Origin of the sequence: Archangium sp., from assembly GCF_036277355.1 — a bacterium.
Taxonomy (GTDB): Bacteria; Myxococcota; Myxococcia; order Myxococcales; family Myxococcaceae; genus Archangium.
In genome coordinates, this window is record NZ_DASUNC010000180.1 from 1 (window position 1) to 23,044 (window position 23,044).

The 23,044-nt window shown below is 69.2% G+C and carries 19 protein-coding genes, 2 tRNA genes and 1 pseudogene; 4 read left to right on the forward strand and 18 right to left on the reverse strand.

Annotated features, from left to right (window positions below):
• Positions 1-273, forward strand: a pseudogene (locus tag VFZ09_RS44995) (hypothetical protein); the annotation flags it as partial.
• 240 nt (positions 274-513) lie between these two features.
• On the opposite strand, the gene VFZ09_RS45000 reads toward VFZ09_RS44995, so the two are convergent.
• The 10 genes from VFZ09_RS45000 to VFZ09_RS45045 all read right to left on the reverse strand — a co-directional run bounded on the left by VFZ09_RS45000 (position 514) and on the right by VFZ09_RS45045 (position 7,155).
• A tRNA-Arg gene (locus tag VFZ09_RS45000) sits at positions 514-587 on the reverse strand.
• A 32-nt stretch (positions 588-619) separates the two neighbouring features.
• A tRNA-Pro gene (locus VFZ09_RS45005) sits at positions 620-693 on the reverse strand.
• Positions 694-757: 64 nt separating this feature from the next.
• Positions 758-1,366 carry an RdgB/HAM1 family non-canonical purine NTP pyrophosphatase gene (gene rdgB, locus VFZ09_RS45010; RefSeq protein ID WP_329734010.1) on the reverse strand — a complete coding sequence of 203 codons (609 nt, stop codon included), beginning with the start codon at positions 1,364-1,366 and terminating at the stop codon, positions 758-760.
• On the reverse strand, positions 1,363-2,079 hold the full coding sequence (gene rph / locus VFZ09_RS45015; protein WP_329734011.1) for a ribonuclease PH: 717 nt from the start codon (positions 2,077-2,079) through the stop codon (positions 1,363-1,365). The genes rdgB and rph overlap by 4 nt, the downstream gene beginning before the upstream one ends.
• 82 nt (positions 2,080-2,161) lie before the next feature.
• Positions 2,162-2,968 carry an N-acetylmuramoyl-L-alanine amidase gene (locus VFZ09_RS45020; RefSeq protein WP_329734012.1) on the reverse strand — a complete coding sequence of 269 codons (807 nt, stop codon included), beginning with the start codon at positions 2,966-2,968 and terminating at the stop codon, positions 2,162-2,164.
• Between the two features lie 59 nt (positions 2,969-3,027).
• Complete coding sequence (gene selD, locus VFZ09_RS45025) at positions 3,028-4,080, reverse strand: selenide, water dikinase SelD (protein ID WP_329734013.1); 1,053 nt, start codon at positions 4,078-4,080, stop codon at positions 3,028-3,030.
• 10 nt (positions 4,081-4,090) lie between these two features.
• Positions 4,091-5,041 (reverse strand): DUF4388 domain-containing protein, encoded by a 951-nt coding sequence (locus tag VFZ09_RS45030; protein WP_329734014.1) that lies wholly within the window; start codon positions 5,039-5,041, stop codon positions 4,091-4,093.
• 102 nt (positions 5,042-5,143) lie between these two features.
• Positions 5,144-5,857, reverse strand: a complete 714-nt coding sequence (locus tag VFZ09_RS45035; RefSeq protein ID WP_329734015.1) for a hypothetical protein — start codon at positions 5,855-5,857, stop codon at positions 5,144-5,146.
• Positions 5,854-6,633: an outer membrane protein assembly factor BamD gene (locus VFZ09_RS45040; protein ID WP_329734016.1), complete on the reverse strand. Its 780-nt coding sequence runs from the start codon at positions 6,631-6,633 to the stop codon at positions 5,854-5,856. Before VFZ09_RS45040 ends, VFZ09_RS45035 begins: the two co-directional genes overlap by 4 nt.
• Positions 6,634-6,648: 15 nt before the next feature.
• Positions 6,649-7,155: a regulatory protein RecX gene (locus tag VFZ09_RS45045; protein WP_329734017.1), complete on the reverse strand. Its 507-nt coding sequence runs from the start codon at positions 7,153-7,155 to the stop codon at positions 6,649-6,651.
• 34 nt (positions 7,156-7,189) lie between these two features.
• Between VFZ09_RS45045 and VFZ09_RS45050 the strand changes: the two genes are divergently transcribed.
• Entirely contained in the window at positions 7,190-7,930 is a 741-nt protein-coding gene (locus VFZ09_RS45050; protein ID WP_329734018.1) for a hypothetical protein, read from the forward strand.
• Between the two features lie 186 nt (positions 7,931-8,116).
• On the opposite strand, the gene ftsH is transcribed toward VFZ09_RS45050, so the two are convergent.
• The 5 genes from ftsH to VFZ09_RS45075 all read right to left on the reverse strand — a co-directional run bounded on the left by ftsH (position 8,117) and on the right by VFZ09_RS45075 (position 14,805).
• Positions 8,117-9,958 (reverse strand): ATP-dependent zinc metalloprotease FtsH, encoded by a 1,842-nt coding sequence (ftsH, locus tag VFZ09_RS45055; protein ID WP_329734019.1) that lies wholly within the window; start codon positions 9,956-9,958, stop codon positions 8,117-8,119.
• 152 nt (positions 9,959-10,110) lie between these two features.
• Positions 10,111-11,490, reverse strand: coding sequence for a type IV pilus twitching motility protein PilT (locus VFZ09_RS45060; protein ID WP_329734020.1), 1,380 nt, complete (start codon positions 11,488-11,490; stop codon positions 10,111-10,113).
• A gap of 151 nt (positions 11,491-11,641) precedes the next feature.
• Positions 11,642-12,043 (reverse strand): 30S ribosomal protein S9, encoded by a 402-nt coding sequence (gene rpsI, locus VFZ09_RS45065; RefSeq protein ID WP_047856232.1) that lies wholly within the window; start codon positions 12,041-12,043, stop codon positions 11,642-11,644.
• Between the two features lie 51 nt (positions 12,044-12,094).
• Positions 12,095-12,541 (reverse strand): 50S ribosomal protein L13, encoded by a 447-nt coding sequence (gene rplM / locus VFZ09_RS45070; RefSeq protein WP_329734021.1) that lies wholly within the window; start codon positions 12,539-12,541, stop codon positions 12,095-12,097.
• A gap of 143 nt (positions 12,542-12,684) precedes the next feature.
• Positions 12,685-14,805, reverse strand: a complete 2,121-nt coding sequence (locus VFZ09_RS45075; protein ID WP_329734022.1) for an ATP-dependent helicase — start codon at positions 14,803-14,805, stop codon at positions 12,685-12,687.
• A gap of 34 nt (positions 14,806-14,839) precedes the next feature.
• Between VFZ09_RS45075 and VFZ09_RS45080 the strand changes: the two genes are divergently transcribed.
• A complete protein-coding gene (locus tag VFZ09_RS45080; RefSeq protein ID WP_329734023.1) occupies positions 14,840-15,460 on the forward strand; it encodes a hypothetical protein in 621 nt (206 codons plus the stop codon).
• Complete coding sequence (locus VFZ09_RS45085; RefSeq protein WP_329734024.1) at positions 15,454-15,948, forward strand: caib/baif family protein; 495 nt, start codon at positions 15,454-15,456, stop codon at positions 15,946-15,948. Before VFZ09_RS45080 ends, VFZ09_RS45085 begins: the two co-directional genes overlap by 7 nt.
• Positions 15,949-15,966: 18 nt before the next feature.
• On the opposite strand, the gene VFZ09_RS45090 is transcribed toward VFZ09_RS45085, so the two are convergent.
• The 3 genes from VFZ09_RS45090 to VFZ09_RS45100 all read right to left on the reverse strand — a co-directional run bounded on the left by VFZ09_RS45090 (position 15,967) and on the right by VFZ09_RS45100 (position 23,034).
• Positions 15,967-17,154 (reverse strand): class I SAM-dependent rRNA methyltransferase, encoded by a 1,188-nt coding sequence (locus VFZ09_RS45090; RefSeq protein ID WP_329734025.1) that lies wholly within the window; start codon positions 17,152-17,154, stop codon positions 15,967-15,969.
• 8 nt (positions 17,155-17,162) lie between these two features.
• A complete protein-coding gene (locus VFZ09_RS45095) occupies positions 17,163-18,359 on the reverse strand; it encodes a metallopeptidase family protein (RefSeq protein WP_329734026.1) in 1,197 nt (398 codons plus the stop codon).
• A 163-nt stretch (positions 18,360-18,522) separates the two neighbouring features.
• Positions 18,523-23,034: a PilC/PilY family type IV pilus protein gene (locus VFZ09_RS45100; protein WP_329734027.1), complete on the reverse strand. Its 4,512-nt coding sequence runs from the start codon at positions 23,032-23,034 to the stop codon at positions 18,523-18,525.
• Between the last annotated feature and the right edge of the window lie 10 nt (positions 23,035-23,044).

The window sequence follows — 23,044 nt, forward strand, 5'->3', positions numbered from 1 at the left end:
TTCTGGAAGGAGGAATTCCCGAAGAGCCGCCTGCGCGAAGCCATCGACGAGCACGCGGTGCCCGCCATTGGCGCGTACCTGGGGGAGGTGCTGGTGCGCAACCTGGGCGGCCGGTGGATTCCGCGCCAGAAGCTCGAGGAGGCCCAGGTCCTCGTGGGCAACCGCGTGTGGCTTCCCTTCGTCCGGGCCCGCAACTACATGCGCTCGCGGCAGTCGCTCCTGGACTGCTCCCTCACCTGGCTCTACCGCGTGGCCGAGCGGCACCGGGGCTGAAGGGCGAAACGACACGGTGCTTGCGGCCTTGCTTCACAGGCTCCCACGGTTTGGCCCCCTGCGGGAATGTCACATTGCCGGGCGTGATAGTGCGCTGACGCCCGGCGTCCCATGAACAGGAATCAGCGCTTCCTGGTGACCATCAACATGCGGCATCCATGCTGCAAGGGCCCGCGCGACAACAAGAAGGGGCTGGAACCAGCGGGGAGACTCCCCAACGATTCCAGCCCCTTGAAAGCTCGCGCCAGGCGGGACTCGAACCCACGACCCTCGGCTTAGAAGGCCGATGCTCTATCCAGCTGAGCTACTGGCACGCAATCCACTCCGTTACCGCGGTACCGCTGTATCGGGGCGAGAGGATTTGAACCTCCGACCCCCTGCGCCCAAGGCAGGTGCGCTACCAGGCTGCGCTACGCCCCGATGAAGTTCAACATTGTTGAACCATCCGGAACGGACGCGCAAGGCAAACGTACCTGACGCCTGCTCACCCCCCAACAGGCTGCCCGCCCACCATCGCCCGGAGATGCGGCAGCATCCTCTGGAAGGCGACACCCCGGTGCGAGAGGGCCGCCTTCTCCTCGGCCGTCAGCTCCGCCATCGTCTTGCCGCCCGGCAGGAGGAAGACCGGATCGTAGCCGAAGCCGTGGGAGCCCCGGGGCTCGTGACCGATGCGGCCCTCGCAGCGGCCCAGCTCGAAGACGGCGGGCCCTCCCCCCGGCTGCACCAGGCAGAGCGCGCACACGAAGGCAGCGGTGCGCTGGTCGTCCGGCACGCCCGACAGCTCGGCGAGCAGCTTCTGGTAGCGCGCCTTGTCGTCGCCCTCGGCATAACGCGCGGAGTGCACGCCGGGACGGCCTCCCAGTGCGTCCACGCACAGCCCCGAGTCGTCCGCCAGCGCCGGCAGGCCGCTGGCCGCGGAGTAGGCGCGGGCCTTGAGCTCGGCGTTCTCCTCGAAGGTGGCGCCGGTCTCCTCGGGCTCGGGGATGGGCGGCAGGTCCTTGAGGGAGACCACCTCCACGGCGTCCCCCACGAGGCCGCGCAGCTCGCGCAGCTTGCCCTGGTTGCCCGTGGCGAAGAGCAGCCGGGGCTTCATGCGCCGAGCACCTTCTGCTGGGCCTCGGTGAGCTGGCGGATGGCGGCCAGGCCCGCGTCCAGCATGGCGTCCATCGTCTTGCGGTCGAAGAGCTGGTGCTCGGCGGTGCCCTGCACCTCGACGATGCGGCCGTCGCCGGTGGCCACCAGGTTCAGGTCCACGTCGGCGGTGGAGTCCTCGTCGTAGTCGAGGTCCACCCGCACCTCGCCCTTCACCACGCCCACGGACACCGCGGCGATGGGGGTGAGCTTGGGCATGCGCGGCATCACTCCGGCCTTGTGCAGCTTGCGCATCGCGAGCACCAGGGCCACGTAGGCGCCGGTGATGGAGGCCGTGCGGGTGCCGCCATCGGCCTGGAGGACGTCACAGTCCAGGGTGAAGGTGCGCACGCCCAGGCCCGGCAGGTCCACCGCGGCGCGCATGGAGCGGCCGATGAGCCGCTGAATCTCCAGCGTGCGCCCGGTCTGCTTGCCCTTGGCGGCCTCACGCTGCGTGCGGGTGTGCGTGGAGCGCGGGAGCATGCCGTACTCGGCCGTCACCCAGCCGGAGCCCTTGCCCATCAGGTGGGGCGGCACCTTCTCCTCCACCGAGCAGGTGACGAGCACGCGGGTATCGCCGAACTCCACCTGGGTGGAGCCCTCGGCGTGACGGGTGATACCAGGGGTGAGGGTAACGGGGCGCATGTCCAGCGCCCCACGGTTGAAGGACCGCATGGGAAGGCTCCTCGGCAAGGGAAATGGGGCGCCTCTCTAGCAGACGAGCCACCCCGCTGTCCGTCGCGAGTGCGCTCCTCTGTCAGGGAGTCGCGGGAGCCGCCACCTTCGCGGGCTTGGGCGAATCGCGCCGGCGCACCTCGGCCAGGAAGGCCTTCACGCCCTCGGTGATGGCGGTGGCGAGCCGCTCCTGGTACTCGGCGCGGGCCAGCCGGCTCCCCTCGTCCGGGTGCGAGATGTAGCCAATCTCCACGAGGACGGCCGGGGCCTCGACACCGTTGAGCACGTAGAAGGGCGCCTGCAGCACCCCCCGGTCCGCCCCCCCCGTGGCCGAGATGAGCTTCTGGTGGATGGCGTACGCCAGGCGCGAGGAGTCCTGGTGCGCCTCGGTGCGCGCGAGGTCATGGAGGATGAAGGCCAGCGTGGAGTCACCCCGTCCGCCCCGCGACGCCGGGGCCTCGGCGTTCTCACGGTCCGCGGCCGCCCGGGCCGTGGCGTTGGAGGCGCTGGCCGAGAGGAAGTACGTCTCGATGCCCTGGACGCGCGCGCGCGTGCGCCGGGTGGGCATCGCGTTGCAGTGGATGGACACGAAGAGGTCCGGCCGCTGCTTGTTGGCGAACTCCACCCGCTCGGGCAGGGGCAGCGACTGGTCCTCCTCCCGCGTCATCAGCACCTGCGCGCCGATCTCCTCCAGATGATCCCTCACCCGCTTCGCCACCTGGAGCGACACGTCCTTCTCGAGCAGGCCCGTGGGGCTGGTGGCCCCCTCCTGGTCTCCACCGTGGCCCGGGTCCACCACGATGCGCGCGGGGCGCTCGGCCGCACGGGAGGAGGAAGGCAGGCACAGCAGGACGAGCACGCCGACGAGGGGGGGGAGGCGGAGTGTCATGGCCGGAGCCGATCGTAGAGGCGCGCCCGGTGGAGCGCCAGCGGCCGGCGGTACGGCCTTCAGCCGACGACTTCGATGCCGGGGCGGCCCTCGCCCACCTCGCCGATGAGGGCCACGTCCACACCGGCCTTCTCCAGCGCCCGGTAGGCCTTGGGCACGTCCTTCGCGGGCACCGAGGCCAGCAGGCCGCCGTTCGTCTGCGCGTCGGCGAGCACCCACTGGATGTCCTCGGGCAGACCCTTGGGGAAGCGCACCTTCTTGCCCACGTGGGCGAGGTTGGACTTCGTCCCGCCCGGCACCACACCCTGCTGCGCCAGCGCCGGCACCTCCGAGAGGATGGGGATGCGCTCCAGGTCCAGGAAGGCCTTCGCCTTGGCCCCCGTCATCATCTCCAGCAGGTGCCCCAGCAGGCCGTAGCCCGTCACGTCCGTGAGGGCGTTCACCTTGAACCGACCCGAGGCGAAGACCTCACCCGACTTCTTGTTGAGCTCCGACATCAGCGCCACCACGCGCTTCGTCAGCTCCTTGGACGCCACGCCGCGCTTGATGGCCGTGGTCGCGATGCCCGAGCCCAGGGGCTTGGTCAGCATCAGCACGTCGCCCGGCTTCGCCCCGGCGTTCGTCAGCACCTTCTTCGGGTGCACCTGGCCCGTCACCGCCAGCCCATACTTCGGCTCGGGGTCCTGGATGGAGTGCCCGCCCAGGATGGGGATGCCCGCCTCGTCCGCCTTCGCCTGGCCGCCCGCGAGAATCCGCGACAGCTCCTCCATGGGCCTGTCCTTCGGGAAGCCCACCAGGTTGAGCGCGAACAGGGGTCTGGCCCCCATGGCGTAGATGTCCGACAGCGCGTTCGCCGCGGCGATGGCCCCGAACTGGAACGGGTCGTCCACCACCGGCGGGAAGAAGTCCACCGTGCTCACCAGCGCCAGCCCGGGCGCCACTCGATACACGGCCGCGTCATCGTTGGTGTTGAAGCCCACCAGCGCCCTCGTATCCTTCGAAGTCTTCAGTTGGCGCAGGACCTGCGCCAGATCCGCGGGACGGATTTTCGCCGCTCAACCCGCGCAATTCGCCAGCTCGGTGAGCCGGCGCGGCTTCTGCTCTTCGGACACGGTAGGCCTCTTAACTGGCGCGCACGTAGTCGCGCTTGATGAGCTGCAACACCGCCTCGGCCGCCTGCACGTCGTCCTGCTCCGAGTGGTCCAGCACCCCACCCAGCGAGCCGTAGTTGTGCACCTGCTGCAGCACGTCCAGCAGCTCCGGCGTCAGCTCGCGCAGCGGCGCCGTCATCGGCTTGGACAGCGACAGCTGCGTGGCCATGGACGGCAGATCCTTCTGGATGCGCTTGTACTCGTCCAGCTGCCTCAGCGCGTCCATCAGCAGCGCCTCGGTGGACGAGTCCAGCTCCACCATGAACTCCTGGGGATCGGCCGGACGCAGCTCGAAGTCACCCTGCTCCCAGGTGACGATGCGGTTGAAGCTCTTCTGCGGGCCGAGGTTGTGGTTGTCGTCGATGACCGCGTAGTACACGCGGCCCTGGCGCAGGTAGATCTTCCCCTCGTGATCGTTGCTGACCGCCAGCACGCCGTTCTTCTTGGACGTGTGGAAGAGCTGCAGCAGGTCCGGCAGCGGAATCTCCTCGATCTTCCCCGTCATGGACGAGGCCTTCGTCGAGGTGCGCGCCGCCTGCACCGCCACTTCCTCCAGGCGCTGCTTGGCCACCACCTCGTCGACCTCGCCCGCGCCCACGCCCTGGAGGATCAGCTTCAGGATGGAGGTGCCGATGAGGATGCGGTCCCCCTCCTTGAGCGTGGCCTGCTTGACCTTCTCGCCGTTGACGAAGGTGCCGTTCGTCGAGCCCAGGTCCTCGATGGAGATCTGCCCGGCGCCGTTGACCACGATGCGCGCGTGCTTGCGCGACACCATGTCCTCGACGAGCACCATGTCCAGCTCGCTCGAGCGGCCGATGACGATCTGCTTCTCCGCCTTCAGCGGGAACTCACCACCCTGGTACTTGCCGGAGATGAACTTGAGCGCGTACGTCTTCGCCGGCGATCCGCTCGGAGTGCTCACGGTGCTACGACCTCGATGATGAGTGTGGCCATGGCCTTCAGCCTCCCGCCCACTGCCTCGTCCGTCCCACCCGGCTGAGCCTTGCTGCGAACGGCGCCTAGCCTACATGAGACCGGACGAAAACAAGAATTCCTCTTCGTGGCGAATGAGCGAGAACCGGCGCTGGCCCCTCTCGTCCACGGGCCGTGAAGGCGTCTGTCCCTCCAGGCGCCACGTCTCGGTGGCCACCGCCTCGTCCCGCTCCAGCCGCAGCCACCACGTCTCCGCCCGGTAGCGGCGCTTCTGGAGCTCCATCACCCGCTCCAGCTCCGCCTCCCCTCCCCCCGTGGACGACTCCAGGCCCGGTGCGAGCAGGGCCGCCAGGGCCCGGCGGTCTCCCGCCTCCAGCGCCCGGCGCCGGGACTCCAACGCCCGGACCACCGCCGCCAGCCGGGGCGCGGCCAGGGTCTCCGGCACCCACTCCCCCTCGCGGCGGACGAAGGGAACCCGCTCCACGCCCAGGGAGCTGATGGCCGTGCTGCCCAGCAGACCGTCGAAGTCCAGGGTCGCCCAGGCCACGGCGCGCTCGCCCCCGGGCTCCACGTTGACGGTGATGCGCGCGAAGTGATGCTTCTGGGACCGGAGCGGCTCCTCCACCCCGGGCAGCGTCAGCGACAGCCCGTCCCGCTCGGTGCTCTTCAGGGCGGTGATGATGTCCGCCTCGGGCCCGGCGGCCACGCCCAGGAGCCGGGGAACCAGGAGCACCGCCACGGCCGCGGCGGCCAGTACGGTGATGAGCACCCCGCCCAGCCGGCTCCAGTCCTCGGCGCTCCTCACGAGCCCATCATCCTCCGGGCCCGCTCGGCTGCGGGCGTCCCCGGCAGGCGCTCGATGACCCGCTGCAGCGTCTGCTTCGCCTGCTCGGGCTCGTTGAGCTTCACGTAGGCCTCGTGCAGATCGAACAGGGCCTTGTCCTCGACCGAAGTGCCCGGGTAGTTCTTCAACAGCCCCTCCAGCCGCTGCACCACGGCCTTCCAGCGCTCGCGCCTGGCGTAGAAGGAGGCCACGTACAGCTCGTGCTCGGCCAGCCGGCGGCGCGTGTCCTCGATGTTCTTCCTGGCCTCGGGGACGTACTGCGAGTTGGGGTACTGGCGGACGAAGTCATTCAGCGAGACGAGCGCCGCGCGGATCTCCGTCTGATCCTTCTCCGTCGAGGGAGGCAGGATGAAGAGATCCGAGGGGATGTCCGCGTAGTGGGAGAGGGCCGAGCGGTACGCGGCGTAGTCCACCTTGGGATGCGTGGGGTGGAGCTTGATGAAGGACTGGTACTTCTCGCGCGCCTCCGGGTACGTCTCCTGGGCGTAGGCGAGGTCCGCCAGCTTCAGCTCGGCCTCGTTGGCCACCTCGAGGTAGGGGTACTTGGTCCGGACGTGCTCGTAGTACCGCTCGGCCTGGAGGAAGTCCTTCCGCTCCAGGGCCTCGTCGCCCAGTTGGAGGTTGGTGGCGGCATCCGCGGCGTAGTCCGGATCCCCGGCCTGGCCGGAGGAGAGGGCCGCGCAACCGGCGGCGGTACACAGGAGGACAGTCAGGCAGGCAGCTCGAAGGAGACGCATGGGTAGGGAAGCAAGCTAATCGTCCGGACCCGAAGGTTCCAGCGCCGCGTCACCGAGTACCCGCTGGATGACGTCCTCGGAGAAGCCCCGGCTGAACAGGAGCCGGCCGGCCCGGGCATGCTCCTTGGGCCCCAGTTGCCGGCCGGACAGGCCCCGCTGCGCCAGCACCTGGCGCGCCGTGGCCTCCGCGTCGAACTCCACCGCGCCACGGGCCTCCGCCACCGCCTCGCTCGCCGCCTCGCGGCTCAGCCCGTGCGCCTCGAGCCGCTGCTGCACCGCCTGGGGGCCATATCTGCCCCGCTGGAGCAGCACCGCCGCCCGGTCCCGGGCGAAGCGCTCGTCATCGAGGTAGCCCCACCCCACCACCTGCTCCAGCGCCGCTTCGCGCACCGGCTCGGAGAAGCCCTTGCGCTCGAGGGCCGTCAGCAACTCGTGCCGGCTGCGGGCCCGCACGGCCAACAGCCGCAGGCACGCGTCCGTCGCACGTTTGACTTCCTCGGGGGTGACCGCGTCGGAGTCCATCGCCTGCTCTCTAGCATGTGGTAACAGGCGCGGCATGCACCCCCTGATTGCCCGCTATCTCAGCCCCGAAGCCGCCCGTGAGACGCTCGAGAAGGAGAAGAACGGAGAGCCGCTCGGGCCCGAGGAGCGGCTCTTCGCCCAGACCGCCACCGCCCACCCCGACAAGCGCAACGAGCTGATGGGAGGCAAGGGCAAGCGCCACCTGTCCTCGGACGCCGAGGCAGCGGTCGTCTTCCTGGCCGCCTATGCCGCCACCCGCGCCATCGCCGAGGACGCCGCGCTCAAGGATGCCACCCAGAAGGCCCGGGAGTCCCTCAAGGCCGAGGGCGCCACCGATGACGAGACGGATGCCTTCATCGCCGCCATCCTCCTGGAGGAGGCCTTCGGCTACGAGGAGGAGGTGGAGGCGTTCGACAGCTCGTTCGTCCAGGAGGCACTCGGCGAGGTGCCGTCCCTGGCGGCGCTGACCCGTGAGCAGGTGGATGCCCTCATCCTGAGCTTCGAGAAGGGGGCGCGGGACGAGGCGGAGCGCACCGTGCGCGCGCACATCTCGCGGGCCCTGGTGAACATCGCCTGGGGCGAGGGCCCCACCCCCATCAACCCCGAGCACATGGAGGCGCTCTACGAGTCCGAGATCGCCGACAAGCCCGAGGCCGAGATGGAGGCCGGACTGCGCGCCACCGTGGACTTCCTCCAGCTGCTGGCCAAGGAGGGTCTCGTCGGCACCCAGCGGCTCTCCCGGCTGCGGTCGCAGATTGGCGACGAGGAGGCGTAGCGTTCCCCAGTGCGCCCAATCTCCCCCCATTTCCCCTCTCCCCTCGGGAGAGGGACGGGGTGAGGGTATCGGGTGGACGCGGGTTGGATCCCCTACCCGCGCCTCACGGGTTGGAACACGGGGACAGATACCCTCACCCTGACCCTCTCCCGGAGGGAGAGGGGAAAGTGAGGACAGTGGGGAGTGTTACGCGGCATCCCTCACGGGTCCGGGGGTCGTCTCCTCCCCTAAGGCCACCAGCGCGGCCAGTTCCTCGCCCGACATCACCTCCCGGGCGAGCAACTGCGCCGCCCCCGCCCGGAGCAGCTCGATGTGCTCGCTGAGCACCCGCGTCACCCGCGCGTGCTGCGAATCCAAAATGCCTCGAATCTCCTGGTCGATACGCCGCGCCAGCTCCTCGCTGTAGTCGCCGCGTGGCTCCGGCAGGCCCGCGTCGTGAAGCGGCGAGCGGCGCTCCAGATCGAACGTCACCGGACCCAGCGAATCACTCATGCCGTATCCCTTCACCATGCTCCGGGCGATGTCCGTGGCCTTCAGCAGGTCATCCTGCGCTCCCGTCGACACCTCCCCGTACATCAGCTCCTCGGCCACCCGGCCTCCCAGCAGCACGGCGATGCGAGACTCCAGCTCGCTGCGTGTCATCAGGTAGCGGTCCTCGGTGGGCAGCTGCAGCGTGTACCCCAGTGCCCCGATTCCCCGGGGGATGATCGAGATCTTCTTCACCGACTGCCCCGCCGCGAGCAACGAGCCCGCCAGGGCATGCCCCATCTCGTGGTGGGCCACGCGCTCGCGCTCCGCGGAGGACAGCACGCGGGTCCGCCGCTCCGGACCGGCCACCACCCGCTCCACCGCATCCTCCAGCTCGGCGCGCCCCACCTGCTCCTTCTGCCGGCGCACCGCCAGCAGCACCGCCTCGTTGAGGATGTTGGCCAGGTCCGCGCCCACCGCCCCCACCGTCATCGCCGCCACGAACTCCAGGTCCTTCTCGTTCTCCAGCGGCATCTTGCGCGCGTGCACCTTCAGGATGGCCAGCCGCCCCGCCCTGTCCGGCCGATCCACCAGCACGTGCCGATCGAACCGCCCCGCGCGCAACAGCGCCGGATCCAAAATCTCCGCCCGGTTCGTCGCCGCCATCAGGATGACACCTGCTCGCGGATCGAACCCGTCCAGCTCCACCAGGAGCTGATTGAGCGTCTGCTCGCGCTCCTCGTGCGCGTTGGGCCCCGAGCCGCGCACCTTGCCCAGCGCATCCAGCTCGTCGATGAAGATGATGCACGGCGCCTTCTGCCGGGCCTGGGCGAACAGGTCGCGCACCCGCGCGGCGCCAATGCCCACGAACATCTCCACGAACTCCGAGCCGCTCAGGCTGAAGAACGGCACGTTGGCCTCGCCCGCCACCGCCTTCGCCAGCAGCGTCTTGCCCGTGCCCGGAGGCCCCACCAGCAGAATCCCGTTGGGAATCTTGCCCCCCATCCGGGTGAACCGCTCCGGGGCGCGCAGGAACTCGATGACCTCCTGCAGCTCCGCCCGGGCCTCGTCCACGCCCGCCACGTCGGAGAAGCGCACGGGGATGGACTGCTCCACGTACACCTTCGCCTTGCTGTGCCCCACCGACAGGTAGCCACCGCCCCCCCCGCCCGCCGGGGACTGCATGCGAATCATCAGCAACACGAGCCCCAGCGGCAGCACCCAGAGGCCCACCTGGACCCACGGATTGCCCGGCACCGTCCCCGTCACCTTCACCTGGTGCGCCACCAGCTCGCGCAGCAGGTCCGGATCCTCCACCCGGATGGCGGCGAAGGGCTTCGGCTCACCTCCGGGCTGCTCGGGCGCCAGCAGGCCGCTGACGCGCTCGGGCGAGACCGTCACCTCCTTCACCTTCCCCGCCGTCAGGGCCTCGCGGAACTCGGTGTACGACAGGGAGGCACGCTCCGAGTGGTCCAGCAGCTGGTAGCCCAGCGCCAGCAGCACCACGAACAGCGGGAGGTGCCACCATTGGCTGCGCACCACGGGGGGCTCGGGTTTCATCGTCGGTCTCTCCGTCCGGCTCGGGGCTCCAGGCCAGACGAAGAGCAAACGACGTTCCACCCACGGCCTCTCCCGCCCCTCTCGCGGCCCTCACCCGGGGGCCTGCAAGAGGTGCGGGGACGGCACCTGGGGCCGCAAGGATTGCGGCGGGACTAGAAGCGCTCGATCTGGAAGTCGTCGTCGGCCGCGGGAGCCTTCGGAGCCGCGGGAGCGGGCGCCGCAGCCGCGGGACGAGCCCCCACGGCCGGAACCCCCGGGCGGGACGCGGCGGCGGGAGCGGCGGGCACGCCCGGACGGGGCACGGAGGCCGGACCCGCCGGACGGGGCGCGGCGGCAGAGGGGGCCGCACGCGGAGCCGGCGTCGCGGCGGGCGCGGGCTGCTGGTTCTGCCCGAAGCTCGCCGAGCCCGGCACCGGCTTGGGGCCACCCCCATCGAAGTTGTCCCACTTCGAGTCCGAGGTGGCGCTGATGCCGGAGAAGCGCAGCGCGAAGTCGTCCGGGTTGGTGGCCTGCCGGTGGGCCTCCTCGTAGGTGACGAGCCCCTGCTTCACCAGCGACATCAGCGACTGGTCGAAGGTCTGCATCCCGTACGTGTCGAAGCCCTGCGAGATGGCGTCCGGAATCTCCTTCGTCCGGTCCTTGTCCTCGATGAGCTCCTTCACGCGGGCGGTGCAGCGCAGCACCTCCACGGCGGCCACGCGGCCCTTGCCGTCCGCGCGCGGAATCAGACGCTGGCTCACCACGGCCTTGAGCACGCTCGCCAGCTGGATGCGCACCTGCTTCTGCTGGTACGGCGGGAAGGCCGAGACGATGCGGTTGATGGTCTCCGTGGCGTCCAGCGTGTGCAGCGTGGACATCACCAGGTGGCCCGTCTCCGCCGCCGCGAGCGCCGTCTCAATGGTCTCGTGGTCACGCATTTCGCCCACGAGGATGACGTCCGGATCCTGCCGCAGCGCGCTCTTGAGCGCCTGGGCGAAGGACATCGTGTCCACGCCCACCTCGCGCTGGTTCACGATGGAGCGCTTGTCACGGATGAGGAACTCGATCGGATCCTCGATCGTCATGATGTGGTTCGTCTCGGTGGCGTTGATGTGATCGATCATCGCCGCGAGCGTGGTGGACTTACCCGAGCCCGTGGTGCCGGTGACGAGGATGAGGCCGCGCTCGTCCAGGCAGATCTTCTCCAGGATGGGCGGGAGCATCAGCTCCTTGATGGCCATCACCTTGGTGGGGATGACGCGCATCACCGCGCCGATGGTGCCGCGCTGCTGGAAGACGTTGACGCGGAAGCGGCCGAGCCCGGGCACGCCGTAGGCCAGGTCCACCTCGTTGCTCTGCTTGAACTTCTCCTTCTGGAACTCGTTCATGATGCCGAAGACCATGCGCGCCACCTCCTCGGGAGGCAGCCGCTTGCCGTCCTTCAGCGGGACGAGCGAGCCGTCGACACGGAACATGGGCGGCAGGCCCGCCTTGAGGTGGATGTCGGAGGCACCGCCGCGGAGCGCAATCTGGAGGATCTCGTTGAGTTCCATGGATGCGCCGATGGTAGCACGCCCAACAGTGCCGACGAGGGGGCCTGGACGCGGCCGCGCTCGCCTGCCCTGGCCCGCAAAGCACCACGGCGGAGGCTCCCGAAGGAACCCCCGCCGTGCGTGTACTCCAGCGAGACCGCGTGAGAACGGATTAGCGCTTGGAGAACTGGAACCGGCGACGCGCGCCCGGCTGGCCGTACTTCTTGCGCTCCACCGCGCGAGCATCACGCGTGAGGAACCCGGCCTTCTTCAGCGCGGGACGGAACTCGGGGTTGTAGTTGCACAGCGCACGGGACAGACCGTGGCGGATGGCGCCGGCCTGGCCGCTCAGACCGCCGCCGCGCACGTTGACCTCGATGTCGATCTTGCCCTTCTGCTCCAGCACGTCCAGCGGCTGGTTCAGGATCATCTTGGACGTCTCGCGGCCGAAGTACACGTTGATGTCGCGGCCGTTGACAATCACAACACCAGTGCCCGGGCGGATCCACACGCGCGCGGTGGCCTCCTTGCGGCGGCCGGTGCCATAGAAACCCTTCTCGGTGGCGGTAGCCATGTCGTCTCTTCTCTAAATAGGGTGCGGAAAGTGGGGAAGGTAGGACAGCGCTTACGCCTCGACCTCGCGCGTCGCGGGCTTCTGCGCGGCGTGCGGGTGGGTGTCACCGGCGTACACCTTGAGCTTCGTCATCATCTGACGGCCCAGGGCGTTGCGCGGCAGCATGCGGCGCACGGCGTTGAGGATGATGTCCTCGGGGTGCCGGGCGCGCAGCTTGGCCAGGTTGGTGCTCTTCAGCGCACCGGGGAAACCGGCGCGGGGGTGCCGGTAGTACATCTTGTCCTGCTCCTTCGTCCCCGTCACCTTCACCTTGTCGGCGTTGATGACGATGACGTGGTCACCCGTGTCGATGGACGGGGTGTACGTGGGCTTGTGCTTGCCCTTGAGCAGCGTGGCGATCTGGCTCGCCGCGCGGCCCAGCACCTTGCCGTTCACGTCGATGATGTGCCACTCGCGCTTGATATCCGCCTGCTTCGCGCTGTAGGTCCTCTGCGACATTGTTTGAACTCCAAAAGCATGGTTGGCGCCTGAAGCGCCTGTAGCCGTAGCAACCACGGGTCTGGCCCGTAAACTTCCAAGCCGGCCCGGAAAGGCCGACCGTCTTAGAGGGGGGCGGGGGGCAAGTCAAGGTCGCACTGCGTTCACCGTGCCCCACCCGGGGTTCCCGTCGCCGCGGGTGCCCCGGTTGTCGGGGGCCCCACGGCCGGTTTGCTCCCAGGGGCCACTCCCCCGCTCGTCCCCGGCGCCTTGAAGCGCTCCTTCAGGCTGGCGAAGAAGTTCTTCTCCTGCTCGGTCGGAGGGCCCTTGCGCGGTGCGTCAAGGTCCATCACCTCCACCAGCTCCGGGGGGATGTCCTCCAGGAAGCGCGAGGGGGTGCGCGGCACCTCCTTGCCCCGCTTCACCCGCATGGCGGAGCGCGTCAGGTAGAGGAGCTCCTTGGCGCGGGTAATCCCCACGTAGCAGAGGCGGCGCTCCTCCTCGAGGTTCTGCGCCTCGCCCTGCATGCCCTTGTGGGGCATCAGCTCCTCCTCCATGCCGATGAAGAAGACCACCCGGTACTCCAGGCCCTTGGAGGCATGGAGGGTCATCAGGGTGACGGCCTTGTGGGCGCCGGGCACCTCCTCCTCTTCCTGGCGGGTGTCGAGGCTGAGCCGGTTGAGGTAGGTGAGCAGGCTGGCCTTCGGGCCCTCGCGCTTCTCGAAGGACTCCAGGGAGTTGATGACCTGGTCGATGGACTTGAGCTTCCGGTCCGCGCTGGCCTGCGAGGTGGTGAGCGACTTCGCGTCGTCCTTGTAGCCGATCTCCTCCAGCAGCTTGCGCGTCACCTCGGCCAGCTTGCCGGTCTCGTAGCTCTGCCGGTAGCGCTCCACCAGCTGGAGGAAGTCCTTCACCTTCTCGGCGGCGCCCTTGGGCAGGTCCTCGTAGCGCTCGGCGCGCTCCATGGCACCCCAGAGCGTCACGCTGTCGCGCCGCGCGTGCGCCACCAGCCGCTCCATGGTGACGTCGCCAATGCCCCGCGCCGGCACGTTGATGATGCGCAGCAGCGCCGTCTCGTCCCGCGGGTTGGCGATCAGCTTGAAGTACGCGATGACGTCCTTCACCTCGCGCCGGTCGAAGAACTCGCTGCCCGACACCACCTCGTAGCGGATGCCCTTCTCGCGCAGCATCTCCTCGATGGGGCGCGCCTGGCCGTTGACCCGGTAGAGGATGGCGATCTCATCCGCCGGAATCCCTCCGGCCAGCAGCCGGGAGATCTCCGTGGCCACGTACCGGGCCTCCTCCTCCTCGGTGGGGGCCGTCACCACCTTGATGCGCTCGCCCCCCTTGCGCTCGGACCACATCTTCTTGGCCTTGCGCTCGGGGTTCTTGGCGATCACCGCGTTGGCCGCGTCCAGCACCACCTGCGTGGAGCGGTAGTTCTGCTCCAGCCGCACCTCCTTGGCCCCGGCGAAGTACGAGTCGAAGCTCAGGATGTTGCGCACCTCGGCGCCGCGCCAGCTGTAGATGCACTGGTCGTCGTCCCCCACCACGCACACGTTGCGCGTCTCGCCGCTGGCCAGCAGCGTCAACAGATCGATCTGGGCCTGGTTGGTGTCCTGGAACTCGTCCACCAGGATGTAGCGGAAGCGCTGGGTGTACTTGTGCCGCAGGTCCTCGTGCTCGCGCAGCAGCCGCGAGGGGAGGATCAGCAAGTCATCGAAGTCCACCGAGCCCTGCGCCTTGAGCGCGAGCTGGTAGGCCTCGTAGACCATGTGGGCGATGAGATCATAGTCGTCCCCCATCCCCTCCCCGAGCGGCTCGGGCGTCTTGCCGGCGTTCTTCGCCTTGGAGATGAGGGTGAGCACCTTGCGGGCATCGAAGGTGCGGTCGTCGATGCGCCGCTCGCGCATGGCCCGCTTGATGATGGCGGCCTGGTCGCCCTGGTCCGCGATGGTGAACTTCTTGGGCCAGCCCAGCCGGTAGATGTCCTCGCGGAGCATCTCCGCGCCGAAGGCATGGAAGGTGCACACCAGCACGTTCTGGGCCCGGGGGCCCGCCATGTGCACCAGCCGCTCCTTCATCTCCGTGGCGGCCTTGTTGGTGAAGGTGACCGCCAGGATGTTGCGGGCCAGCAGGCCACCCGGCCGCTTGTCGAGCAGGTGGACGATGCGGTGGGTGATGACGCGAGTCTTGCCGCTGCCAGCGCCCGCCAACACCAGGAGGGGGCCCTCGGTGGTGAGCACGGCTTCGCGCTGAGGGGGGTTGAGCTTCGAGAGGTCCATTGCGCGCGGCCCGGGGATACCCTTTGATTCTCCCGTGCGCGACTATTCTTTTCTCCAGCGGCTCTTTCTCCTCGCGCTCGTCGCGAGCGCGGCCTGCACGGATGGTGGAAAAAAGACACCGGGAGACGCGGACAGCCCGGCCGCCAACACCCCGGCGGCCTTCCCCTGCGCCCACTTCGAGGACCTGCGGGCCTTCCTCCCGGAGCACCTGGAGGGCCTGCAGCGCTCCCAGGAGGGGGGCTCCACCGGCAGGTACGGAGAGGTGTCCGTCAGCGAGGTGGAACGCAGCTTCACCCGCGGTGAGGAGCGGGAAGTGAAGGTGCGCATCGTGGACACCTCCCTGGGCATGAAGCTGGGGCAGGCCATCCGGGCGGCGGCGGACGAGGGAAGGGAGCGGGCCACGAATGATCCCACCGCCCCCATCTTCTGGAAGGACAAGGAGGCGGTGGGCTTCGTACGCTACGACGCGTCCACCACGCTGGCCGAGGCGAGCCTGCTGGTGGGCAACCGGTACGTGGTGGCGGTGAGCAGCCGGGGATACCCGGGCACGGTGGAGGTGCGCCGGGTGGCACAGGACATCGACCTCGAGGGGCTGGCGCGGTTGCACCAGGCCCCGGCGGAACGGACCGCCAAGAGAAAGGAGCTTCCGTGGTGAAGGACAAAGGGTCGCGGGTGAACGTACCGGAGGTGCTCGAGCGGGAGGCCCAGGCGCGCCAGGAAGTCGGGCGCATGGGCAAGCGCGAGTTCCTCGAGCAGTACCAGCGGCTCGCCAAGATGTACACGGCGGACCCGGGCAACCCCGGCTCCTACGCGTGCGAGGGCTGTGAGCGGTGCGCCAACTGCATGTTCTGCCGCGACTGCGACAGCTGCTACCAGTGCACCCACTGCACCCGCTGCGAGCTGTGCAACAACTGCTCGCACTGCGTGGACTGCAAGCAGTGCCACAACTGCGCCTACTGCGTGCAGAGCGAGAACTGCACCAGCAGCGCCTACCTGGTGCTGTGCCGCAACATGTCCGACAGCAACTACTGCTTCGGCAGCGTGGGCCTCTCCAAGAAGGACTTCCACATCCTCAACGTCCCCTTCCCCCGCACCGAGTACTTCAAGCAGGTGAAGCGGCTGCGCGAGGAGATGGGCATCTGACCCACGCCCCTCCGGGCGCTACAGCAGCACGCGGACGAAGAAGGCCTTGAGGTACTCGGTCTCCGGCAGGCCGCCCAGTACCGGGTGGTCCAGGCCCGCGCCCCGGCGCTCGAGAATCTGCACGGGCCGCTTCGCGTCCGAGGCGGCCGAGAGCACCATCTCCTCGAAGGCCTCGCGCGTCAGCTTGCCGGAGCACGAGCACGTGACGAGCAGGCCCTCGGGGCGCAGGCACTTGAGGGCACGCAGGTTGAGCTCGTGGTAGGCGCGCAGCGCGGTGGCCAGGCCCTCGCGGCGCTTGGCCAGCCCCGGAGGATCCACCACCACCGTGTCGAAGCGGCGGCCGGACTCGGAGAAGCGGCGCAGCACGTCGAAGGCGTTGGCGTTCTCCACCGTGACGTGGGTGCGCCCATTGCGCGCGGCGTTCGCCCGGGCCCGCTCGGAGGCCTTCGGGTCCTGCTCCACCGCCAGCACCGAGTCGCAGCTCCGGCTGAGCGCCAGCGCGAAGCCCCCGTGGTAGCTGAACAGGTCCAACCCCTCGCCCCGGGCCAGCTCGCCCGCGCGCACGTGGTTGTCCACCTGGTCCAGGAAGGCCCCCGTCTTCATGTCCCCCAGCAGGTCCACCTCGAAGAGGTTCTCCCCCTCGTGGTAGCTGAAGCGCGCCTCGCCCTGCCCGTGCAGCAGCTTCACCTCGCGCGTGAGGCCCTCGAAGTCACGGCCCGAGGCATCGTCCCGGCACACCACGTGCGTGGCCCCGGTGAGCTCCGCCAGCGTGCGCGCCACCCACTCCTTGCGCACGTCCATGCCCTCGGAGAGCGTCTGCAGCGACAGGCCCGCCCCATAGCGGTCCACGAAGAGGCCGGGCAGCAGGTCCGCCTCGCCGTGCACCAGGCGCACGCCGTCCCGCTGGCGCAGCGGCGCGCGCCTCGCGAGCGACAGCTCCAGGCGGTGGCGCAGGAAGGCCTCGTCCACCTTCTCCTCGGCGGGGCCCTTGCGGGTGAGCAGCCGCAGCGCCAGCGGCGAGCGCTGCGCGTAGAAGGCCTGGCCCACGGGGTTGCCCTGCGGGTCCACTACCGGCACCACGGCGCCACGCTCCTGCGTCTGGGGCGGCTCCAACAGCTCGGTGCGGTACAGCCAGGGGTGGCCCTTGCGCAGGGCCTTGGCCCCCTTGAGGCTCACGCGGGCGGTGGGGGGGGTTGGGCGAGCCATGTCTCGTGTCACTCCAGGCCGCGAGCGGCCAGTTCCTGATCGTCCTCGCCCCGAAGGTGCCCCACTTCGTGGAGCAGCGTTACCTTTATCTGCTCGCGCAGCTCCTCCCGGGTGCGCACCGCCCGGGCCAGGTTGAGGCGGTAGAGGGCCACCGAGCGGCAGGGCGTCTCCGAGCCGTCACAGGGCTCGTTCAGCGGCGGGCCCCGGAAGAGGCCCAGGATGGCGGGAGACAGGGGCGGCTCCCCGGAGAGCAGATCCTCCTCCGCGGGCAGCTCCTCGGCGCGTACCGGCACCCCGGTCAGGTCCTTGCGCATGTCCTCGGGCAGGGCCGCCACCGCGCGGGCCACCTCCTCGCGGAACTCGGCCTCGGTGGGCGTGGGGGGCGCGGGGAAGTCCTCCGGCGAGAGGGCCCGCGCCTTGTCGAAGTGCTCCTTCGCCTGCTTCCACTTCCCCTCGCGCTCCAGCAGCAGCCCGAGGTGGTAGTGCGCGTGCGCCCCGCGCTGCGGATCATTCCGCAGCGTGCCGAAGGCGGCCCGGGCCTCGGCGAAACGGCACAGCTCGAAGAGGGCCAGGGCCTTCTCGTAGGCGGCCTCGCGGTTGTCCGGCTCGCGCGCCAGGACGAGCTGGGCGCGCTGGAGGGCCTCGGCGGCCTGCCCCAGGTCATTGAGCGCCATGGCGGCCACCAGCGCGAAGCGGGGCAGCAACTCCGGCGCCGCGTCGGCCTGGGAGAGCCCGCGCTCGGCGTAGAGGGCCCCCAGCTCGTCGTACTCGCGGTTGGAGGGCAGTTGCACGGCATAGAGGTGCGCCGCGCCGAGCAGCGCGTCCGGCTGGCCCGGATCGATCGCCAGGGCCCGGGCATAGGCCACCTGGGCCTCGGCCGTGCGTTGGAGGGCGGCCAGCGCCTCGCCCCGCGCCGAGTGGGCGGCGGCCGAGTCCGGCTCCAGCGCCGAGGCCTGGGCCGCGCACGAGAGGGCCTCCGGGTACTTGCCGCTGTCGAGGTAGTCCAGCGCCGCGCTGAGGGGACTGGCGCCCTTCGCGCGGCACGGAGGAAGGGGCTCGGGCACGGGGGCCGCCGCGGGCACGGGCGCTGGCGCCGAGGCGACCGGGGCACCCCCCGCGTCGGGAACGGCCGGAGCGGACGGAGACGTCCACTGACAGGAGCCGAGGAAGAGGAAGCAGAGGGCGAACGGACCGCGCCGGAACATGGGGGAGCGAAGGCTACGGCATCACCCGCGGCACGGGAAGTTGCCAGCTGCCCGCCCGCCCGGCCTCCCTGGCCTCCCTGGCCTCCACCCCCGCAAACGGCGGGGCCCGCCATCGCCGCGCGGCGAGGACGGGCCCCGGTGGGACACCTGGCTCGGCTCCGGCCTACAGGCCCGAGGGGAGGCAGGCGCCCTGGCCGCCACTGGCGTCGTGCCGGCAGGCATGCAGCGACTGCGACACCGGCAGCTCGTAGATGTACTGCAGCACGTCCCGGTCACCCGACACCTGCACGCCGGTGGCCTGCGCCTTGCCAGGCTCGAAGAAGTTGACGCCGTAGACCACCTGGCCCGTCTTCGAGATCTGGATGCTCATGGCCGGCTCCGGAGGCGGCGCCAGCACGGAGCGGTTCTGGAAGCGCGCGAAGGTGGTGCCGTTGAGGAAGCCCGCCGCGCAGTTGGGCGCACCCGTGACGAAGTCCGCCTGGAAGAGCCGGGCCAGGTTGGCGTTGGAGCCGGCGCAGGCTCCGGCCGAGGACGGGCCGGGGTACATGGAGTTCCACATGGTGCAGCTGGAGAGCACCGCCGCGCCGCTGGCCGTCTTGTGGGGCAGCCCGTCGTACTCGTAGAACCAGCCGTAGCCATCCGCGCTCGCCAGCACCTTCGCCGGGCACGTCTTGCCCGCGGCGCACTTGCAGTTGCCCGTGGCATCGCACTCCACGTTCGTCACGTTGACCAGGTCACCCGTGGTGGTGGTGGCAGTGCCGGTGTCGGTCAGCCGCCGCTGATCGTAGTCCCAGGCCTTGTTCTTCGAGCTGCTCGCGGAGTTCTCGTCGAACATGCGCGCCGCCGTGCCGCCATAGGCCCAGATGCCGTAGAAGCGGTTCTTGCCGAGCGTGCTCGGGGTGGAGGACGAGCCCAGGTCCAGGTCGTTCATGTTCAGCGTGTTGCCCGGCACACTCACCCGGCAGTCGAACGTGCCCGCCGAGTCCTGGCCGCACAGCGCCTTGGTGCGGGCGAACTCGTAGTTCACCTTGCTCCCGCCGGAGGGCGCCGGGCAGGAGTTGGCGTAGCGGGACTCGTACTCGGCCGTGATGAAGTCCGTATCACCCACCGCACCGCAGAAATCGGAGGTGCTCGTCGACTCCGAGGAGAAGGGCCGGTATTGGGCCGACGTGTAGGCGCGGTCCGCCCACTGGTTGCCCAGCCGCTGATAGTCCGTGCCACGCACCATCTTGTAGGTGGACAGCGTGTCGCCGCACCCCAGCTTGGAGCAGGCCTGCGGGTTGTCAAAGCGGCAGGTGCCGGCGCCATTGTCCAGCAGCTGGTAGCGGTTGCCCGAGCCGACGAAGGCGCGCAGGGCGCGGTTCTCCGGCTGCATCGCCAGCGACGTCAGGTAGTAGAAGGGCGCGCGGCCGCGGATGCTCGCCTCACCGCCTCCGCCCTCCCCCTTGCTGTCCATGGTGAAGGAGCGCGCACCACTCCAGTTGGAGATGAGCTTCGTGGTGGCATCGCGCACACCCGCCTCGTGGAAGCGCAGCGTCCACAGCTGGCCGCCCAGGTCCCCCACCACCGCGGTGTCGAAGAAGCCGTCGAAGCGCACCTTGGTGTTGGAGCCGTAGTCCGCCAGCGCCACGGGCGCCGCGAAGCCATACGTCAGGTACTTGCGCGCATCCGTCTTGTCCTTGAACTGCTCCGAGTACTCCCACTTCCACAGCAGGTTGTCGCGGCGATCCGGCACGGTGCCGTTCCACACGTCCACCATGTAGATGCCACGCCCCTTCTCGTTGGCGGGAGACCAGCCACCCGACAGCATCGCCACCCAGCGCTCGGAGCTCAGAATCTTCGGGTCCTCGTGGCGCGACAGGCCCGTCGCGGACTGCAGCAGCACGGGACCGATGGGCGGCGGCTTGGGGCTCAGGCTCATCAGCGTCTTGCCGAAGCGCAGCGCCTCGTCCGTGCACGGCTGCGGGAACATCCAGCGGAAGCTCGGCGCCGTCTTCGCGGTGGTGGCCAGCGTGGCGGCTCCATCCCACTGGAGCTCCAGCGCGAAGTAGTGCGTGCCACCCCGGCCCTCGGCCACCACGGCCACCGTGTGGTACTCCTCCATCTGCTTCTTGCCGTCGTTGTTGTCGTCCGCCCAGATGTCGCGGACCATGATGTCGCCGTCCACGTAGTAGGCGTGGCCCTGCAGCATGTCCTGCAGCCGCGACAGCAGATCCGCCGGGATGAAGGCCCACCTCTCCTGGCCTCCGCCCGCCGAGGTGCTGGGGTACGTCACCTCGCAGTTGGTGTCCTCCTGGCCCTGGCCGTCGCTGAAGGCGTGCAGCATGCCGTCATTGGCGCCCACCAGGATGAGGCGCTCGCGCTTGCGGTTGACGAAGTGCCAGGCGTCGTAGGCGTCCTTCTGCACCGGCGTGGAGATGTTGCACGCGGTGGCCTGCGAGTACCGGGCCAGCTCCGTGGACTCCACGCCCGTGCGAGCCTTGGTGGCGAAGAGCGTGCTCACGCACTGGTTGCTGATGCCGATGTCGCACAGGAACTTGTCCACCGGCGGATCCACCACCACCGGCGAGGAGTGGAAGATGTCGCCCAGCACGGACAGGCGCGTCTCCTCACGGTCGTTGTCGGAGTCCTCGTCGAACAGATCCTGCCCGCGCACGTACTGCATGACGAGCGCCGCGCACAGCAGATCATACGCGTCCTGCGTCGTCGGGTTGGCCGGAATCCCCACCAGCCCCTGCTTCGTCATCATCGACACGGCCGTCGTGAGGTCCACCGTGGCCGTCAGCTTCATCTTCTCGAGGATGAGACCCGGCTTGTAGGTGGTGAGCACGCCGGTGGGGCACAGGGGCGCGCCGCCCACGGCCAGGTACTGGCGCAGCTTGCTCATGTTGGCGAGGGAGAACTCGACCACCTGGTCCTTCTCCGTCATCAGCCCGTCCTTCGAGCCGCCGCCGTTGTTGTCCGTCACCGTCCAGATCTTGCGGTTCTTGTGGCCCATCTCCCGCAGCTTGGCGTTGGCCTCCCAGAACTCCTCGGCCTTGGCGCCGAAGACGGGCGTGCCGCCGGTGGTGGACACCACCTTGCGGTACTCGACCGCGGAGTCCTCGGCGACGAGCGAGCCCGCCTTGTCCACGAGCAGGACATCGGCGCGGTCCCCGTCACCGTTCTTGTCCATGTCCTCGACGAACTCGTTGAACTGCTCGAAGCGGTAGAGCTTGCCCGTCCAGGCGCCGTTCTTGGCCGGCATCATGCGCGGGATGATGGCCGTGGCCGACACGCTCTGCGTCTGCAGGGTGTTGACGGCCGCGGAGGAGAAGGCGGTGTTGCGCGTGTTGATGTCATCCAGGATGGCGAGCATGACGCGCTTGAGCTCGCTGGTGCTGCGGGCCGGGAAGAACTTGCCGCCGCCCCACCGCGCCGTCTCCTGCAGCAGCTTGCTGTCCTCCACGTCCTCGGAGAAGCCGATGGTGTAGGTGGCCACGCGCTGCTGGCCATTCATGTCGAAGCGCAGATCCTTGTCCCACAGCATCCGCGCCACCTTGTGCAGGTTGCTGGTGGAGCAGCCCTCGCAGGGCGTCGTCGTGTCATTGGCGATGGCGGCCGGCATCTTGACCACCTTGCCCTCCGAGGAGGGCTCGCCATCCGTCAGCATGATGACGGCGTTGAAGCCGCACTCGAAGCACACCCCATCCGTCGCGGAGTAGTTGCTGCTCGACGGGGGAGTGCCACCCAGGTAGGTGGCGTAGGGCGTGGGCGAGCCCTTGGACTGGAAGTAGAAACCGGCCGCGTAGAGCGCGTCGGCGAGCGGGGTGTTGCAGCCGTCCCAACCCAGGCCGTTGTTGTTGTTGGTGTTGACGTTGGTCAGGTCGTTGAGGACCGAGTTGCGGTTGTTCTCCACCGAGCTGCTGTCCAACGGATAGGACTTGGCGCAGGTGGGGCCCATGGGCTGCTGGATGCAGAGGCACTGGTTGCTGGTGCCCTCCTTGGGGCCCCAGCACGTCCTGGCGGCGCGGGTCTGGAAGCCCATCACGCCGAAGCGCACCTCGCGCAGGTCGCGGATGACGTCCGCCAGCACCTTCACGGCACCCGAGTCACGCGGCGCGTAGAAGTTGAGGAAGTTGCCCTTCACCCGCCGGGTGCTGCTGTCGTGGATGTAGTAGCCCCGGGTATCCAGGCAGCTGCGGCACGTGCTCTGGTCCGTGCCGTTGATGCCCGAGATGGACGAGCACGCGCTGCTCACGTCCGTCCAGGTGTTGGTGTTCTGCGGGGCGTTGCCGAAGATGACGCCGTACCCCTTGGTCGGGGCCTCGTAGTACCTGGCGTTGGCGAACCAGTTGTCGGACTGGGTGCTGAGGCCCGTCCACAGCCGGGGGTACTGCTCGGAGTGGGTGTACCCCAACCCGTTGAGGAACGAGTCCGAGCAGCCCCTGGTGCCAGGCCAGGTCTTCGGCCACGAGTGCATCGAGCTGGACGTGTCGATGACGAAGAGGATGTTGGGAGGCCCCCCCGGGCGCGAGAAGAACTTCTCGTCGCTGCCCTTGGGCGGGTTCATCAGCGCGTCCAGACGGGACGTGGTGGGCAGGCAGCAGGCCGCTTGATCAATGGCGGACGCGGTGTCCGCCCGGAGCAGCACCACCAGGATGGCAACGAGGCTGAGCGTCAACTTGCGGAACATGGCGCCTTTC

What these genes read in the sequence shown, in the direction of transcription:
- rdgB (WP_329734010.1), bottom strand. Translation starts at nt 1,366, where the DNA reads ATGAAGCCCCGGCTGCTCTTCGCCACGGGCAACCAGGGCAAGCTGCGC.
- rph (WP_329734011.1), bottom strand. Translation starts at nt 2,079, where the DNA reads ATGCGGTCCTTCAACCGTGGGGCGCTGGACATGCGCCCCGTTACCCTC.
- VFZ09_RS45020 (WP_329734012.1), bottom strand. Translation starts at nt 2,968, where the DNA reads ATGACACTCCGCCTCCCCCCCCTCGTCGGCGTGCTCGTCCTGCTGTGC.
- VFZ09_RS45040 (WP_329734016.1), bottom strand. Translation starts at nt 6,633, where the DNA reads ATGCGTCTCCTTCGAGCTGCCTGCCTGACTGTCCTCCTGTGTACCGCC.
- VFZ09_RS45045 (WP_329734017.1), bottom strand. Translation starts at nt 7,155, where the DNA reads ATGGACTCCGACGCGGTCACCCCCGAGGAAGTCAAACGTGCGACGGAC.
- VFZ09_RS45050 (WP_329734018.1), top strand. Translation starts at nt 7,190, where the DNA reads ATGCACCCCCTGATTGCCCGCTATCTCAGCCCCGAAGCCGCCCGTGAG.
- ftsH (WP_329734019.1), bottom strand. Translation starts at nt 9,958, where the DNA reads ATGAAACCCGAGCCCCCCGTGGTGCGCAGCCAATGGTGGCACCTCCCG.
- VFZ09_RS45060 (WP_329734020.1), bottom strand. Translation starts at nt 11,490, where the DNA reads ATGGAACTCAACGAGATCCTCCAGATTGCGCTCCGCGGCGGTGCCTCC.
- rpsI (WP_047856232.1), bottom strand. Translation starts at nt 12,043, where the DNA reads ATGGCTACCGCCACCGAGAAGGGTTTCTATGGCACCGGCCGCCGCAAG.
- rplM (WP_329734021.1), bottom strand. Translation starts at nt 12,541, where the DNA reads ATGTCGCAGAGGACCTACAGCGCGAAGCAGGCGGATATCAAGCGCGAG.
- VFZ09_RS45075 (WP_329734022.1), bottom strand. Translation starts at nt 14,805, where the DNA reads ATGGACCTCTCGAAGCTCAACCCCCCTCAGCGCGAAGCCGTGCTCACC.
- VFZ09_RS45090 (WP_329734025.1), bottom strand. Translation starts at nt 17,154, where the DNA reads ATGGCTCGCCCAACCCCCCCCACCGCCCGCGTGAGCCTCAAGGGGGCC.
- VFZ09_RS45095 (WP_329734026.1), bottom strand. Translation starts at nt 18,359, where the DNA reads ATGTTCCGGCGCGGTCCGTTCGCCCTCTGCTTCCTCTTCCTCGGCTCC.
- VFZ09_RS45100 (WP_329734027.1), bottom strand. Translation starts at nt 23,034, where the DNA reads ATGTTCCGCAAGTTGACGCTCAGCCTCGTTGCCATCCTGGTGGTGCTG.